Below are 15170 nucleotides of genomic sequence, written 5' to 3'. Positions count from 1 at the left end.
ACCTCCGTCCCGCCGGGAACTCGGTGAACCGCGTGTCGGTCGAGCGTGGCAGGCTGTACCCGTGAGTCGACTTCCACTTCGTTTGGCGCTGATCGAAGCTGCAAAACAGCTCGACGCCGCAGGTGTGCCCAGCCCACGCACCGACGCCGAGTTGTTGGCATCCCACCTGCTCGGCGTCGAACGCACGCGTCTCGGTCTGATTCCGTTGGTCGATCCCGAGGTCATCGCCGCGTTCGACGAGTTGGTTGCGCAACGCGTGAAGCGGATTCCGTTGCAGCACATCATCGGAGTCGCATCGATGGGCAACATCGACGTCGCTGTCGGTCCGGGTGTCTTCATTCCGCGGCCCGAAACCGAATTGCTCATGGGTTGGGCGCTCTCGTTCCTCGAAGGTTGCGGAAGCAAGCCGCCGGTAGTTCTGGACCTGTGCACGGGATCGGGTGTACTCGCGCTGTCCATCGCCGAGGCCCGTCCAGACGCCGTCGTTCACGCCGTGGAGAAGGAGCCCGCCGCGTTGGCGTGGGCGCGTCGTAATGCTGCCGACCGCGAGGCCGCCGGTGATACACCGATCCATCTGCATCAGGGCGATGTCACCGATCGGAACCTGTTGCCAGGGCTCGAGGGCGGCGTCGATCTGGTTGTTTCCAATCCGCCGTACATCCCCGAAGGCGCGCAATTGCAGCCTGAGGTCATGGATTACGACCCGCACACCGCGTTGTTCGGTGGCGCCGACGGTCTGTCCGTCATCAAACCCATGATCAGCAACATCGCGAGGTGGCTTCGAATCGGCGGCGCGGCAGGCATCGAGCACGACGACACCAACGGCGACGGCGTCGCTGCGCTGTTCTCGGCGCGCCGGGTGTTCGGCGACGTTGCACAGCATCCCGATCTTGCCGGTCGTCCGCGTTTCGTCGTCGCCAGACGTGTCGCCACCGACGTGGAAGCGCAGCGGAATCGAACGCCCGAAGTGCAGAGTGAAAGGATGGCTGAGTGAGCACCGTGTACGACTGCAGTCAGACAGATTCCCGAACCGCAGGCTTGGCCGCCGCGAAGAACGCGCTCAAGGCCGGCCGACTCGTAGTTCTCCCTACCGACACCCTTTACGGACTCGCCGCGGACGCGTTCGACAGCGAAGCTGTCACGAGTCTGTTGCGCGCCAAGGGACGCGGGCGAGACATGCCCGTCCCGGTACTGGTCGGATCGTGGAACACCATCGACGGGCTCGTCTACAGCGTGCGCCCCCAGGCGCGGGATCTGATCCGCGCGTTCTGGCCCGGCGGACTGAGCTTGGTCGTCGAGCAGGCGCCTTCACTTGCCTGGGACCTCGGTGATACCCGCGGAACCGTCATGCTCCGCATGCCGCTGCACCCGGTTGCCCTCGAACTGTTGCGCGATGTCGGACCGCTTGCCGTCTCGAGCGCCAACATTTCGGGGCGTCCGCCGGCAACTACCGTCGAGGAAGCCCGAGATCAGCTCGGCGGATCTGCCAGCGTGTATCTCGACGGAGGCAAGGCCGAACACGCCGTTGCTTCCACGATCGTCGACCTGACCGGCAATTCACCGCGTATCTTGCGAGTGGGTGCCGTCTCGGCAGAATCCATCGCCGAGGTATTGGGCACCAGTCCGGAAAGCCTCGTAGAGGGAGTTTCGTAACGATGGTCGGCGCCGGCGGCGAGCGCGCGGGGGAATCCACGTATTGGGGACCGGATTTCGGTGAGCTTGCCACGGCGGACCCCGAGATCGCGGCTGTTGCGCTGGCCGAACTCGAGCGTCAGCGCGGCGGGCTTCAACTCATCGCGAGCGAGAACTTCACCAGCCCCTCGGTACTGGCTGCCTTGGGTTCGACCCTGAGCAACAAGTACGCCGAGGGCTATCCGGGTCGGCGTTACTACGGCGGGTGCGAGTACGTCGACGTAGCCGAGAATCTGGCGATCGACCGGGCAAAGGCACTGTTCGGCGCCGAGCACGTCAACGTCCAGCCGCATTCGGGGGCCACCGCGAATCTCGCGGTGTACGCCGCATTCGCCAAGCCCGGCGACACCGTATTGGCGATGAGTTTGCCGCACGGTGGGCATCTGACTCACGGGTCTCGGGTCAGCTTTTCGGGGCAGTGGTTCACCACCGTTCCCTATCACGTCGATTCGGCCACCGAATTGATCGACTACGACGAGGTTCGCACCCTGGCTCTGGCGCACAAGCCGAAAATCATCGTCGCCGGCGCGACCGCGTACTCCCGCACCATCGACTTCGCAGCCTTCCGGTCGATCGCGGACGAGGTCGGTGCGATCCTGTGGGTCGATGCCGCCCACTTCATCGGACTCGTGGCAGGCCGGGCGATACCGTCGTGTGTTCCGTATGCCGACGTGGTCTCCGCGACGACGCACAAGGTCCTCAGAGGCCCGCGCGGCGGAATGATCTTGTGCCGCAGCGAGCATGCCTCGGCTGTCGATCGCGCGGTGTTTCCCTTCATTCAAGGCGGCCCGATGATGCATGCGATCGCTGCGAAGGCGGTTGCCTTCAAAGAAGCGTCGACGCCGGAATATCGTTGGTATGCACAGGAAGTGGTTGCCAATGCGTCGGCGCTCGCGCAGTCGTTGGAAGCTCGCGGCCTGCGCACCGTTTCCGGTGGAACCGACACGCATCTGGCGCTTCTCGATCTGCGCGCAAGCGGTGTCACCGGAGTCGACGCCGAGCGTAGGTGCGGACTGGCTTCGATCACGCTCAACAAGAACGCGATTCCGTTCGATCCGCAGTCGCCGGCCGTCACGTCCGGAATCCGCGTCGGATCCGCGGCCGTGACGACACAGGGGTTCAACAGTTCCGACATGAGCATCGTGGGGGAGTTGATCGCGCGTGCAGTCGTAGCGGATCCAGCCACCACGTCAGGGGAGGCCGAGTTGGCATCGGTTGCCGACGGCGTTCGCGAACTGGTACGGGCAAAACCTGCCTATCCCCGCCGGACGGGTGATCTCGCGCAGTGATCACTTCGTACGAGGCGACCACATATCTGGCACAGGGTGGCGGGGGAGCGGGTGTGCCCATCCGTGAACTTTTGCTCGTGCTGTGTACGGCGGCGGTAGTGACATACCTTGCGACTGGCGCAGTCCGGTTGTTGGCGCTGCGGTTCGGCGCCGTCGCCATACCGCGTGATCGGGACGTTCACGTCGAGCCGATTCCGCGCCTCGGTGGCGTCGGAATGTATATCGGCATGGTTGTCGGTCTGCTGTTCGCGCAGCAATTACCGGCGCTCACAAGAGGTTTCGGCTTCGGTAGTCCAGATGTACACGCTGCGCTCGTAGCGGGCGCCGTCATCGTCCTCGTGGGCGTGATCGACGACAGGTGGGGTCTCGACGCTCTCACCAAGTTTGTGGGTCAGGTGACTGCTGCCGGAGTTCTTGTGGTGATGGGCGTCAGTTGGTTCATCATCTACAACCCTTTCGGTGGTGGCGGTGGGTCCACGATCATCCTCGATCAGATTCAATCGGGACTGTTCACGGTGGCTATCGCCGTGGCGACCATCAACGCGATGAACTTCGTCGACGGTCTCGACGGATTGGCCGCCGGTTTGGGCCTCATCGCGGCCTTGGCGATCCTCATCTTCTCGATCGGTCTGCTCCACGATCAGGGCGGCGACGCGAGTGTCTACCCGCCTGCGATGATCGCGGCGGCCTTGGCAGGCGCTTGTCTCGGTTTTCTTCCGCACAACTTCAATCCAGCGCGCATTTTCATGGGCGATTCCGGGTCGATGTTGATCGGTCTCATGCTTGCCGCGATCTCCACCAGTGCATCCGGTCGTATTCCGCTCACTGCTTACGGAACCCGCGACCTGGTCGGCCTCCTCGCGCCGTTGTTGCTGGTCGGTGCTGTGATGTTCATCCCGATGCTGGACATGCTCCTGGCCGTGATCCGCCGGACGAAAGCGGGCGTCAGTCCGTTCAGTCCGGACAAGATGCACCTGCATCATCGCCTCCTGCAAATCGGACACACGCACCGACGGGTTGTGCTGGTCATCTACCTGTGGGTCAGCGTTCTGGCTTTCGGTGCCGTCGGATCCTCGCTGCTCAATCGACAGCTGGTTGTCGTACTGGTTGCGGCCGGGTTGGTCATTGCCTTGTTCTTCACCGCGGTGCCGTCCCTGATCGATCGCAAGCAACAGCGTCGGTAGCCAAGTTTCCCGATCCATTACCCTTGGGCATCGTGACGAACACGCCGCAGCCTGTACCTGCCTCGCAACCCATCCCTGATTCGACCGCCGCCATGAAGTCGGCCGTGAAGTGGGGTGTGATGGGGCTGATCGCGCTGGCCGTGGTCGGCGCGCTCCTGGGCGGGCTCTTCGCCGGCAAGGAAGGCGTCTACGGCGCTTTGATCGGCGCAGCCGTCGGCGGCGGGTTCATCCTGTTCACGGCGCTGGGCGTGCTGCTCACAGCGAAGTTGCCTGCGCTCACGGCCGGTGCAGTTCTTCTCGGCACGTGGCTGCTGAAGATGATTCTCGCGATGGTTGTTCTCTTTGTCCTCTCGGACATGGATTTCTACAACAAGACCGCTCTCGTCCTGGTCATCATCATGTCGCTGGTCGTCGTGCTCGGTGCGGAGACATACGGCGTTCTCGGAACCAAAACTCCGTACGTCGATCCCACTCCCAGCAGCAACGTCGACGACGACGAGTAGTACTACAAGAGGTAACTAATCGGACTTCCAGGTACCCCATCTACACAATGTCGTAGATGACTTGATAAGGTTCGGTTCAAGCGAGAGCAATGGTGGGCCGAGTAACACTCAGCCGACGATGCCATGTGCTCGCAGGTGGTCGAAATTCTGACCACTGAGTCGACGAGAGTCGCCGACACCGACAGACGCCAGGCCCCTCTAGGGTTCTCCAGCTGCTGACGAATGCGCGAGTCGAACTTGTCGACTTGTAGATCGTCAATGTCCGATCGAACCGCAGTCAATGATGGCTGCGGACCGACTACGGGAGAGAACGCTGAGCGTCACCACCCTGGCCGCGGATGAATTCCATGCGCCGTCACTAGACGATTTTTTCCCGCCCTCCGTGTTGATTCACGCGGGCCCCTTCGAGCTCGACCGTCTGATGCTGATTCGTCTGCTGATGTCGGTGCTGGTCGCAGCCTTCTTCGTGATCGCGATGCGCAGTCCTCGATTGGTTCCCCGTGGGATGCAGAACGCCGCTGAGCTTGCGCTCGACTTCGTTCGTATCAACATCGCCGAGGAGATCCTGGGCAAGGAACAGGGCAAGCGCTTCCTGCCGGTCATCACGACGATCTTCTTCATCGTGGTCGCCAGCAACCTGGCCAGCATCATTCCTTTCCTGAACATCTCGCCGAACGCACGAATCGGTATGCCCCTGGTACTCGCGGCGCTCGCCTACATCGTGTTCAACTACGTCGGAATCAAGAAGTACGGCTTCTTCAAGTACGTCAAGAGCAGCATCGTCGTTCCCGGCGTTCCGCTGCCCCTGCACTTCTTGTTGGTGCCCATCGAGTTCATCTCGACCTTCATCCTGCGCCCGTTCACGCTGATGGTTCGTCTCATGGCCAACATGTTGGCCGGCCACATCCTGCTGGTGCTGTTCTTCAGCGCGACGAACTACTTCTTCTTCGTGTCCGGCGGATTCCAGGCGATCTTCGGCGTTCCGTCGATCATCGCCGGTATCGCATTCACGTTCTTCGAGCTGCTGGTCATCTTCCTGCAGGCTTACGTGTTCGCGTTGCTGACCGCGGTGTACATCGATCTGGCGCTCCACGCCGACGAGCACTGACCTTTTACCTCCTCACCAGCTACACCAAGAACTGAGCCTCTTGCCGAATCCGGCGGAGGTCAACAGAAAGGGAATGGAACACCATGAGCATCGCTTACCTCGCTCAGGAAGTTGTCGAGACCAAGTCGCGCGGCTACGGAGCCATCGGCTACGGCCTCGCAGCAATCGGCCCCGGCATCGGCGTGGGCATCGTTGTGGGCAAGGCAATCGAAGGCATGGTCCGCCAGCCCGAGATGGCCGGCCAGGTTCGTACCACCATGTTCCTCGGTATTGCATTCACCGAGGCCCTCGCGCTGATCGGCCTCGTCGCCGGCTTCATCTTCTAAGACCGACATGGCAGCCACCATCGCAATTCTCGCGGCGGAGGGGACGACTGAACACAATCCCCTCATCCCCGAGACATACGACATCGTGTGGTCCGCGGTCGCGCTCGTAGTAGTTGGTTTCGTCTTCTGGAAGCTCGTTCTTCCGAAGTTCCAGAAGGTCTTGGCCGAACGCACCGAGCAGATCGAGGGCGGCATCAAGAAAGCCGAAGACGCACAGGCAGAGGCAGCGGCCGCGCTCGAGCAGTACCGCGCGCAGCTCGCCGAAGCTCGTACCGAGGCAGCGCAGATCCGTGAGGAAGCGCGTACCCAGGGTCAGCAGATCATCGCTGACATGAAGGTTCAGGCGCAGGACGAGAGCGACCGCATCGTGGCCGCAGGCCACAGCCAGCTCGTCGCCCAGCGTCAGCAGATCGTCGCTGAGCTCCGCTCGGATCTCGGCAAGACCGCTGTAGACCTGGCCGAGAAGGTCATCGGGGAGTCTCTCGCCGACGACGTGAAGCGCGCCGGAACGGTTGATCGTTTCCTCAACGAGCTCGACACCGTCAGCGCTGATTCAGCCAGGAAGTGAGCAACATGTACGCAGCGAGCCGTGAAGCCTTGGCGCAGACTCGTTCTGCGCTGAGCAGTGCCCTGGGCGCCGTCTCTGCAGGAGCCGCAACTGCTGCTTCTGCTCAGGCTGGGTCCGAGCTCTTCTCGGTGGTCGAGGTACTCGACGGCCAGCGCGCTCTTCGCAGCGCGCTGGCTGACGCTTCGGCACCGGCCGCTGGTCGCCAGGCTTTGGCAGAGCAGTTGTTCTCCGGAAAGGTCGGCGCCGAGGCGCTCGCCACCGTGAAGGCAGCCGCAGGCCAGGACTGGTCTGCGGCCCGCGACTTGGTCAACTCGCTCGAACTGCTCGGACGCGAAGCTCTGCTCCGCGCCGCAGCCGATCAGAGCCAGTTGGACACCGTTGAGGACGAGCTCTTCCGTCTCGGTCGCATCGTGGCAGGGGATCCCAGCCTGGAGCAGACGCTCTCGGATCTGTCGGTTCCCGCAGCCCGCAAGCGTGAGTTCCTCTCCCGCTTGCTCTACGGCAAGGTCACCGCGGTCACCGAGGCACTCGCCGGACAGGCCGTCGGCCGGTTGAAGTCTGCACCCGCAGACACTTTCGATCAGCTGTCGAATCTTGCCGCAGCGCAGCGCGATACCACCGTTGCTCACGTTCGCAGCGCCTCGGCGTTGAGCTCGGAGCAGTCGGATCGCTTGGCCAGCACTCTTACCCGCACCTACGGGAAGCCGGTAGCAGTACACGTCGAGGTTGATCCAGAACTCCTCAGCGGCTTGGTCGTCCGGGTGGGCGACGAGGTTATCGACGGCAGCGCAGCGGGTCGACTCGCAGCACTGCGGAAGAACCTCAAGTAGTCCTTCAGCCGAACACATACTCCAGATCTTTTCGAAGACCAGACACCGAGAGCAGGAAAAACATGGCGGAGCTGACGATCTCCTCCGACGAGATCCGTAGCGCGATCGACAACTACACCGCGAGCTACTCCCCGGAGGCCTCCCGTGAGGAGGTCGGCACAGTGACCGACACCAGTGACGGCATTGCGCACGTCTCTGGCCTGCCTTCGGCTATGTCCAACGAGCTGTTGGAGTTCCCCGGTGGAATCGTCGGCGTCGCGCTCAACCTGGATGCCACCGAAATCGGTGCCGTCATCCTTGGCGATTACCAGAACATTCAAGAAGGCCAGGAAGTAAAGCGCACGGGCGACGTTCTGTCGGTTCCCGTCGGCGATGCTTTCCTCGGCCGCGTCATCGACCCGCTGGGTGCGCCCATCGACGGCCTCGGCGAGATCGAGAGCACCGAGAACCGTGCACTCGAGCTCCAGGCCGCTTCGGTGCTCGAGCGCCAGCCGGTCGAAGAGCCGCTCCAGACCGGTATCAAGGCTATCGACGCCATGACCCCGATCGGCCGCGGCCAGCGCCAGCTCATCATCGGCGACCGCAAGACCGGCAAGACCGCGGTCTGCATCGACGCCATCCTGAACCAGAAGGCCAACTGGGATTCCGGCGATGTCAACAAGCAGGTGCGCTGCATCTACGTTGCCATCGGTCAGAAGGGTTCCACCATCGCGGGCGTCAAGGCTGCCCTCGAGGAGAAGGGCGCGATGGAGTACACCACCATCGTTGCTGCTCCGGCCTCTGATTCCGCAGGCTTCAAGTGGCTCGCACCGTACACCGGCTCGGCCATCGGCCAGCACTGGATGTACCAGGGCAAGCACGTTCTGGTCGTGTTCGACGACCTGACCAAGCAGGCAGAGGCGTACCGCGCCATCTCGCTGCTGCTGCGTCGCCCGCCGGGACGCGAGGCTTACCCCGGTGACGTCTTCTACTTGCACTCCCGTCTGCTGGAGCGTTCGGCGAAGCTGTCCGACGCACTCGGCGGTGGCTCGCTGACGGCTCTGCCGATCATCGAGACCAAGGCGAACGACGTCTCGGCGTACATCCCGACCAACGTCATCTCCATCACCGACGGTCAGGTGTTCCTCGAGTCCGACCTGTTCAACAAGGGCGTTCGCCCCGCGATCAACGTCGGTATCTCGGTCTCCCGCGTCGGTGGCGCTGCACAGACCAAGGGCATGAAGAAGGTTTCCGGTTCGCTGCGTCTGGAACTGGCTCAGTTCCGTGAGCTCGAAGCGTTCTCCGCTTTCGCATCCGACCTCGACGCTGCCTCCAAGGCTCAGCTCGAGCGCGGTGCCCGTCTGGTCGAGCTGCTCAAGCAGGATCAGTACAGCCCGATCCCTGTCGAGGACCAGATCGTCTCGATCTACCTCGCCGGCGAAGGCATCTTCGACAGCGTTCCGATCGGTGACGTCCGTCGCTTCGAGAAGGAACTGCTCGAAGACCTCAAGCACTCGGCTGCTGGCGTCTACTCCAGCATCAACGGCGGTAAGGCACTCGATGCCGACAACGCTGCTGCGCTGATCGCTGCAACGAACAAGTTCAAGGAAGGCTTCATCGCATCCGACGGAAGCCGGGTCGTGAACGAGGCCGAGGCTGACGCTTTGGGCGCCGACGAGGTCGAGAACGAGCAGATCAACGTCAAGCGCAAGACCGTCAGCAAGTGACGTACGCGCCCATGACACTGCGAATTCCGAAGGGAGAGTGATTGATCGATGGCGAGCATTCTCGAATTGCGGTCTCGTATCAAGTCGGTCAACTCGACCAAGAAGATCACCAAGGCACAGGAACTGATCGCGACTTCGCGTATCACCAAGGCTCAGATTCGCGTCGCCGCGTCCAAGCCGTATGCCGAGGAGATCACGAAGGTACTCACCGAATTGGCGAGTGCGTCTGCTTCGCTCGATCACCCGTTGCTCAACGAGCGCCCGGAGCCCAAGCGGGCTGCGGTCCTCGTTGTCACCAGTGACCGCGGCATGTGTGGTGGCTACAACTCCAACGTCCTCAAGCAGGCAGAAGAGCTCATGGCTCTCCTCCGCAGCGAGGGCAAGGAGCCGGTCGTGTACGTGCTCGGTTCCAAGGGACTCGGCTACTACACGTTCCGCGGCCGCGACATCGGTGCTGCGTGGACGGGCTTCTCGCAGGATCCGGGTTACTCGGATGCAGCGAAGGCCAGCCGCCACCTGGTGGAGCTGTTCATGGCTGGTTCGGGTAACCAGGTTGCCGCTCCGAACGGTGAAGGCACGATCGAGGGCGTCGACGAACTCCATATCGTCTACACCCGCTTCGTGTCGATGCTGACGCAGACTCCCGAGGTTCGCCGTATGGCTCCTCTCGAGGTCTTCGTGTCGGAAGAGCGCATCGAACTCGGTGACGACATGCTGACCAACGGCCACGACGACGACCATGACAATGGCCCCGTCGCGGACTTCAGCTTCGAGCCCGAGCCCGAGAAGCTTCTCGGTGCTCTTCTCCCGAAGTACGTCAGCACTCGTATCTTCTCGTCGCTTCTCGATGCTGCGGCATCGGAGTCGGCAGCCCGTCGTACCGCCATGAAGGCCGCGACGGACAACGCAAACGAACTGGTGAACACGTTGAGCCGTCAGGCCAACCAGGCTCGCCAGGCCCAGATCACCCAGGAAATCAGCGAGATCGTCGGCGGCGCCAACGCGCTCGCCTCGAGCGCAGGAAGTGACTAGCACATGACCGCAGCAGTAACCGAAAACAACGGGGCAGGTTCGGCTTCGGCCGTAGCCGGCCGCGTCGTGCGGGTCATCGGTCCCGTCGTGGACGTTGAATTCCCGCGTGGCGCTGTTCCTGAACTGTTCAACGCCCTGAACGCCGAGATCACGCTTCCCTCGGTCGCCAAGACGCTGACGCTCGAGGTTGCACAGCACCTCGGTGACAACCTGGTCCGCACCGTCTCCATGCAGCCCACCGACGGCCTCGTCCGCGGCACTGCAGTGACCGACTCGGGCAAGCCGATCTCGGTTCCCGTCGGTGACGTCGTCAAGGGCCACGTGTTCAACGCCCTGGGCGATTGCCTCGACACCCCCGGCCTCGGCCGCGACGGCGAGCAGTGGGGCATCCACCGCAAGCCACCAGCCTTCGATCAGCTCGAAGGTAAGACCGAGATCCTCGAGACCGGCATCAAGGTCATCGACCTTCTCACCCCGTACGTCAAGGGTGGAAAGATTGGCCTGTTCGGTGGCGCCGGCGTCGGCAAGACCGTTCTGATCCAGGAAATGATCACGCGTATCGCTCGCGAGTTCTCGGGCACCTCGGTGTTCGCAGGCGTCGGTGAGCGTACCCGTGAGGGCACCGACCTCCACCTGGAAATGGAAGAGATGGGCGTCCTCCAGGACACCGCCCTTGTCTTCGGCCAGATGGATGAGCCGCCCGGAACGCGTATGCGCGTCGCCCTGTCCGCACTGACGATGGCGGAGTACTTCCGCGACGTTCAGGGCCAGGACGTTCTGCTGTTCATCGACAACATCTTCCGCTTCACGCAGGCAGGTTCCGAGGTTTCCACCCTCCTCGGCCGTATGCCTTCGGCAGTGGGCTACCAGCCCACGCTGGCGGACGAGATGGGTGAGCTCCAGGAGCGCATCACCTCGACCCGCGGTCGCTCGATCACCTCGCTGCAGGCTATTTACGTGCCCGCCGACGACTACACCGACCCCGCGCCGGCTACGACGTTCGCGCACCTCGATGCCACCACCGAGCTCTCGCGCCCGATTTCGCAGATGGGTATCTACCCCGCTGTGGATCCGCTGAGCTCGACCTCCCGCATCCTGGAGCCCGGCATCGTCGGTGCCGAGCACTTCCGCGTTGCCAACGAGGTCAAGCGCATCCTGCAGAAGTACAAGGAACTGCAGGACATCATCGCCATCCTCGGTATGGACGAGCTTCAGGAAGAGGACAAGGTCCTCGTCGGCCGCGCCCGTCGTATCCAGAAGTTCCTCGGCCAGAACTTCATCGTTGCCGAGAAGTTCACCGGTGAGCCCGGCTCCGTCGTGCCGCTCCGCGACACGATCGAAGCCTTCGACCGCGTCTGCAAGGGCGAGTTCGATCACCTGCCCGAGCAGGCATTCAACAGCTGCGGTGGACTCGACGACGTCGAGGCTGCAGCCAAGAAGATGGCCGGGAAGTAGTCCACGATGGCTGAGATGACCGTAGAACTCGTTGCCGTCGAGCAGCGCTTGTGGTCTGGTTCGGCGACGCTGGTCAGCGCTCAGACCACTGAGGGCGAAATCGGCATCATGCCCGGGCATGAGCCGGTCCTCGGCCAGCTGATCGAGGGCGGAACCGTGTCGATCACCCCGGTCGACGGCGAGCGTATCGTTGCTGCAGTACACGGAGGGTTCCTCTCCGTCACTGCGACGACGGTGACGATTCTTGCCGAGTCCGCGGACATGGCACAGGACATCGACGTCGAGGCAGCCAAGGCTGTCTTGGCCGAGAACTCGGGCGACCTCGAAGCGATTGCGGTCGCCAAGGGTCAGCTCCGGGCCGTCGAGCGCGCGTAAGTTACTCGAGTAAAGCCGCGACGGGAGCCGACGAACAGTGACATTCGGAATGACTGTGTTGATCATTCTGGTTGTGCTGCTCGCGGTTCTCGTCGCGGCTTTTCTGTATCGTCTGCTGGTTCTACGTCGCGGCGGTACCGCTGCACTGCTTCGTGTTCTGCCATCCCCGGGGGACAGCGGGTGGCGTCACGGAATCATTCGCTACGGCGAAAGTACCTTCGTTTTTTTCAAACTGTCGAGTCTGCGGCCGGGCCCGGACTCCAGGATTGATCGTCAAGGTATCGAGGTCGAGAGCCGTCGCTCTCCCTCGGGTACCGAATTCGACATCATGAGCGACGACATCGTCGTGGTCAAGGTCAACGACGGATCGTCGGCCTACGAAATCGCCTTGGACAGTGGAGCATTGACAGCTTTCCTGTCCTGGGTCGAATCACGGCCGGACGGGCGCGCCCGTAGGCGACGCACCGCCTGACCGGTCCCGCTCAAGCCCCGGCGCCGGGCTTCCAGAGCACATCGCCTTCAGGATTTGCCACTCTTCCCATGATGAAGAGCAGATCCGACAATCTGTTGAGATATTTCGCGGGGAGGACGCTGGTGTCTTCCGGGTTCGCATCGATGGCGGACCAGGCCGCACGCTCCGCACGCCGCGAGACGGTTCTTGCTACGTGAAGCAGGGCACCCAGGGCAGTTCCGCCGGGCAGAATGAACGAATTCAACGGTGCCAGTTGCTCATTGAGCTCATCGCACCATCCTTCGAGTCGATCGATATAGGCCTGAGTCACTCGCAGCGGTGGGTACTTCGGGTTCTCGACGACAGGGGTGGACAGGTCGGCCCCCGCGTCGAAGAGGTCGTTCTGGATCTGGCGCAGCATCGCGAGCAGATTCTCCGGGGGTGTGCCGAGGGCAACGGCCACACCGATCGCCGCGTTGGTCTCGTCGCAATCCGCGTAGGCGACCAGACGCGGATCGTTCTTGGAGACTCGCGAAAAATCACTGAGGCCGGTGGTCCCGTCGTCGCCGGTCCGGGTGTAGATCTTCGTCAGGTGAACAGACATAGGGCTACGGTACCGGCGCGGTGCCGACGAGGTTGTGGCTCTAGGCTGTGAACCGTGAGTGAGCACTTTCTTGTGACCGGGGGTAACCGCCTCGAAGGTGAAGTACTGGTGGGAGGGGCCAAGAACAGTGTGTTGAAGCTGATGGCCGCTGCGCTGTTGGCCGAAGGCACCACTGTGGTGACCAACTGCCCGGACATTCTCGACGTGCCCCTGATGGCGGACGTCTTGCGAGGGCTGGGCTGCGAGGTCGAACTCGAAGACTCCGAAGTGCGGATCACGACGCCGGCCGAGCCGAAATATCACGCTGATTTTGACGCGGTGAAGCAGTTTCGGGCGTCGGTGTGTGTGCTTGGTCCGCTGGTCGCGCGTTGTCGACGCGCTGTTGTCGCACTTCCTGGCGGCGATGCGATCGGTTCGAGGCCACTCGACATGCACCAATCCGGGCTCCGCCTGTTGGGCGCGCGTAGCGAAATCGAACACGGATGTGTCGTTGCCGAGGCAGACGACCTTCACGGCGCGAACATTCGCCTGGTCTTCCCGTCTGTGGGTGCAACCGAGAACATCTTGATGGCAGCAGTGCTCGCCCGAGGTGAAACGGTGATCGACAACGCTGCACGTGAGCCCGAGATCGTGGATCTTTGCAACATGCTCAACGAAATGGGCGCCAAGGTATCGGGCGGCGGAAGTTCGACGCTCACCATTCAAGGCGTCCGCAAGTTGGAACCGACTACGCACCGTGTCATCGGTGACCGGATCGTTGCCGCAACATGGGGTGTCGCTGCCTCCATGACCAGGGGTGACGTCCGTGTTCGCGGGGTGAACCACAAGCATCTCGGGTTGGTCCTCGACAAGCTTCGGACAGCCGGCGCGGAGGTGACTCCCGAGGTAGACGGTTTCCGTGTCATTCAGCGTGAACGGCCCAAAGCAGTCAATTTCGCGACATTGCCTTACCCCGGATTCCCAACCGACCTGCAGCCGATGGCAATCGGTTTGGCGGCGGTTGCCGAGGGCACGTCGATGATCACCGAGAACGTATTCGAATCGCGTTTCCGATTTGTCGAGGAAATGATCCGACTGGGCGCCGACGCGCGCACTGACGGTCACCATGCTGTGATCCGCGGAGTTCCAGTGCTGTCGAGTGCGCCGGTGTGGTCTTCGGACATTCGGGCAGGCGCCGGGCTCGTGCTTGCCGGGTTGGTCGCGGACGGAACCACCGAAGTCCACGACATCTTCCACATCGACCGTGGGTACCCGCGTTTCGTCGAGAATCTTCGTGGACTCGGGGGAGTGATCGAGCGGGTGGGCTCCGAATAGGTTCGGTGCTCGGCGTCACACTCGGGCCTATTCGCGATTGGCGGAAAGGCTTAACTGTCTGACCTGGCCTTGGCTAGTGAATCGGTGTTGTGACCAGGCGATTTGTGAATTGATTGAAGGTTCGCGTAACTTATTCCAAGTCAGAGCGACACGGACACCGACTCCCGCCTTCACGGCGAGTGACACGAGGTTGTACGAAGTGCCTGACCAAATTTCGAAGTAGTTTCCATCGTGTATGGTTGTGCTTCACCTCCAGTTCTTCCCCGAATGTTCAGCGGTTTGCGCCGATGATCATGATGGGATAGGCTGGAAAAGTTGCCCCGGAGCGGCGGCCATAGGGTCGTGGTGATGGTGTGTGCGTGTTCTTTGAGAACTCAACAGTGTGTCGATGAATGTCAGTGCCAAAATTATTTTGGTACTTCACATCCGCGAATGATCAACCGCCTCTTGGGGTTTGGTTGGTTTGTGTGTGGTGTGAGTATTTTTCGTCGGTGATTGTTCATTCTTCCGTCTGAATGGTTGCCGACACATTTTTTGCTAGTTGAGTTTTTTTGCTAGTGATTTGACTCTTTTTGTCTATGACTGATTAGTGGGCTTGCCTGCGAAATCTAGAGTCTTCAACGGAGAGTTTGATCCTGGCTCAGGACGAACGCTGGCGGCGTGCTTAACACATGCAAGTCGAGCGGTAAGGCCTTTCGGGGTACACGAGCGGCGAACGGGTGAGTAACACGTG

16 protein-coding genes and 1 rRNA gene are annotated in these 15170 nt (G+C 62.0%); 16 read left to right on the top strand and 1 reads right to left on the bottom strand.

All coding sequences use genetic code 11. The annotated features are described in order from the left end of the window. Positions 1-61 precede the first annotated feature (61 nt). The 14 genes from prmC (at position 62) to ABX74_RS15705 (ending at position 12540) form a co-directional block, all read left to right on the top strand. Positions 62-994, top strand: a complete 933-nt coding sequence (gene prmC / locus ABX74_RS15770) for a peptide chain release factor N(5)-glutamine methyltransferase (RefSeq protein WP_019749178.1) — start codon at positions 62-64, stop codon at positions 992-994. Further along, positions 991-1653: an L-threonylcarbamoyladenylate synthase gene (locus ABX74_RS15765; protein WP_003941345.1), complete on the top strand. Its 663-nt coding sequence runs from the start codon at positions 991-993 to the stop codon at positions 1651-1653. The genes prmC and ABX74_RS15765 overlap by 4 nt, the downstream gene beginning before the upstream one ends. 2 nt (positions 1654-1655) lie before the next feature. Continuing rightward, entirely contained in the window at positions 1656-2981 is a 1326-nt protein-coding gene (gene glyA / locus ABX74_RS15760) for a serine hydroxymethyltransferase (RefSeq protein WP_047889190.1), read from the top strand. Further along, complete coding sequence (locus tag ABX74_RS15755) at positions 2978-4165, top strand: glycosyltransferase family 4 protein (protein WP_081341370.1); 1188 nt, start codon at positions 2978-2980, stop codon at positions 4163-4165. Before glyA ends, ABX74_RS15755 begins: the two co-directional genes overlap by 4 nt. A gap of 32 nt (positions 4166-4197) precedes the next feature. Beyond that, positions 4198-4668: a glycine zipper family protein gene (locus tag ABX74_RS15750; RefSeq protein ID WP_019749175.1), complete on the top strand. Its 471-nt coding sequence runs from the start codon at positions 4198-4200 to the stop codon at positions 4666-4668. Between the two features lie 280 nt (positions 4669-4948). Further along, positions 4949-5776, top strand: a complete 828-nt coding sequence (gene atpB / locus ABX74_RS15745) for a F0F1 ATP synthase subunit A (RefSeq protein ID WP_020970049.1) — start codon at positions 4949-4951, stop codon at positions 5774-5776. Positions 5777-5859: 83 nt separating this feature from the next. Continuing rightward, positions 5860-6102 (top strand): ATP synthase F0 subunit C, encoded by a 243-nt coding sequence (locus ABX74_RS15740; protein ID WP_003941327.1) that lies wholly within the window; start codon positions 5860-5862, stop codon positions 6100-6102. A gap of 7 nt (positions 6103-6109) precedes the next feature. Continuing rightward, positions 6110-6670, top strand: coding sequence for a F0F1 ATP synthase subunit B (locus ABX74_RS15735; protein ID WP_003941337.1), 561 nt, complete (start codon positions 6110-6112; stop codon positions 6668-6670). Positions 6671-6675: 5 nt separating this feature from the next. Continuing rightward, entirely contained in the window at positions 6676-7500 is an 825-nt protein-coding gene (locus ABX74_RS15730) for a F0F1 ATP synthase subunit delta (RefSeq protein WP_003941304.1), read from the top strand. A 62-nt stretch (positions 7501-7562) separates the two neighbouring features. Next, entirely contained in the window at positions 7563-9206 is a 1644-nt protein-coding gene (gene atpA / locus ABX74_RS15725; RefSeq protein WP_019749171.1) for a F0F1 ATP synthase subunit alpha, read from the top strand. Between the two features lie 48 nt (positions 9207-9254). Continuing rightward, positions 9255-10238: a F0F1 ATP synthase subunit gamma gene (locus tag ABX74_RS15720; RefSeq protein WP_003941320.1), complete on the top strand. Its 984-nt coding sequence runs from the start codon at positions 9255-9257 to the stop codon at positions 10236-10238. A 3-nt stretch (positions 10239-10241) separates the two neighbouring features. Next, positions 10242-11693: a F0F1 ATP synthase subunit beta gene (atpD, locus tag ABX74_RS15715; RefSeq protein ID WP_003941349.1), complete on the top strand. Its 1452-nt coding sequence runs from the start codon at positions 10242-10244 to the stop codon at positions 11691-11693. 6 nt (positions 11694-11699) lie between these two features. Then, positions 11700-12068, top strand: a complete 369-nt coding sequence (locus ABX74_RS15710) for a F0F1 ATP synthase subunit epsilon (RefSeq protein WP_019749170.1) — start codon at positions 11700-11702, stop codon at positions 12066-12068. Positions 12069-12117: 49 nt separating this feature from the next. Further along, the gene (locus ABX74_RS15705) at positions 12118-12540 is read left to right on the top strand and encodes a DUF2550 domain-containing protein (RefSeq protein WP_029255703.1); all 423 of its coding nucleotides are present in this window, start codon (positions 12118-12120) and stop codon (positions 12538-12540) included. 10 nt (positions 12541-12550) lie between these two features. Here the strand turns inward: ABX74_RS15705 and ABX74_RS15700 are convergent, their stop codons facing one another. Then, positions 12551-13123 (bottom strand): cob(I)yrinic acid a,c-diamide adenosyltransferase, encoded by a 573-nt coding sequence (locus tag ABX74_RS15700; RefSeq protein WP_020908291.1) that lies wholly within the window; start codon positions 13121-13123, stop codon positions 12551-12553. 54 nt (positions 13124-13177) lie between these two features. Between ABX74_RS15700 and murA the strand changes: the two genes are divergently transcribed. After that, the gene (gene murA, locus ABX74_RS15695) at positions 13178-14437 is read left to right on the top strand and encodes a UDP-N-acetylglucosamine 1-carboxyvinyltransferase (RefSeq protein ID WP_003941314.1); all 1260 of its coding nucleotides are present in this window, start codon (positions 13178-13180) and stop codon (positions 14435-14437) included. A gap of 617 nt (positions 14438-15054) precedes the next feature. Continuing rightward, positions 15055-15170, top strand: a 16S ribosomal RNA gene (locus ABX74_RS15690); the annotation flags it as partial.

Source organism: Rhodococcus sp. ARP2 (assembly GCF_001029585.1).
Lineage (GTDB): Bacteria > Actinomycetota > Actinomycetes > Mycobacteriales > Mycobacteriaceae > Rhodococcus_F > Rhodococcus_F erythropolis.
This window is presented reverse-complemented; position numbering and strand designations above follow the sequence as displayed.

Bases quoted from the DNA above. Each gene is read 5' to 3' on its own strand.
- ABX74_RS15735 (WP_003941337.1), top strand. From the start codon at position 6,110: ATGGCAGCCACCATCGCAATTCTCGCGGCGGAGGGGACGACTGAACAC.
- ABX74_RS15740 (WP_003941327.1), top strand. From the start codon at position 5,860: ATGAGCATCGCTTACCTCGCTCAGGAAGTTGTCGAGACCAAGTCGCGC.
- glyA (WP_047889190.1), top strand. From the start codon at position 1,656: ATGGTCGGCGCCGGCGGCGAGCGCGCGGGGGAATCCACGTATTGGGGA.
- atpB (WP_020970049.1), top strand. From the start codon at position 4,949: ATGATGGCTGCGGACCGACTACGGGAGAGAACGCTGAGCGTCACCACC.
- atpD (WP_003941349.1), top strand. From the start codon at position 10,242: ATGACCGCAGCAGTAACCGAAAACAACGGGGCAGGTTCGGCTTCGGCC.
- ABX74_RS15705 (WP_029255703.1), top strand. From the start codon at position 12,118: ATGACTGTGTTGATCATTCTGGTTGTGCTGCTCGCGGTTCTCGTCGCG.
- ABX74_RS15720 (WP_003941320.1), top strand. From the start codon at position 9,255: ATGGCGAGCATTCTCGAATTGCGGTCTCGTATCAAGTCGGTCAACTCG.
- ABX74_RS15710 (WP_019749170.1), top strand. From the start codon at position 11,700: ATGGCTGAGATGACCGTAGAACTCGTTGCCGTCGAGCAGCGCTTGTGG.
- ABX74_RS15700 (WP_020908291.1), bottom strand. From the start codon at position 13,123: ATGTCTGTTCACCTGACGAAGATCTACACCCGGACCGGCGACGACGGG.
- ABX74_RS15730 (WP_003941304.1), top strand. From the start codon at position 6,676: ATGTACGCAGCGAGCCGTGAAGCCTTGGCGCAGACTCGTTCTGCGCTG.
- atpA (WP_019749171.1), top strand. From the start codon at position 7,563: ATGGCGGAGCTGACGATCTCCTCCGACGAGATCCGTAGCGCGATCGAC.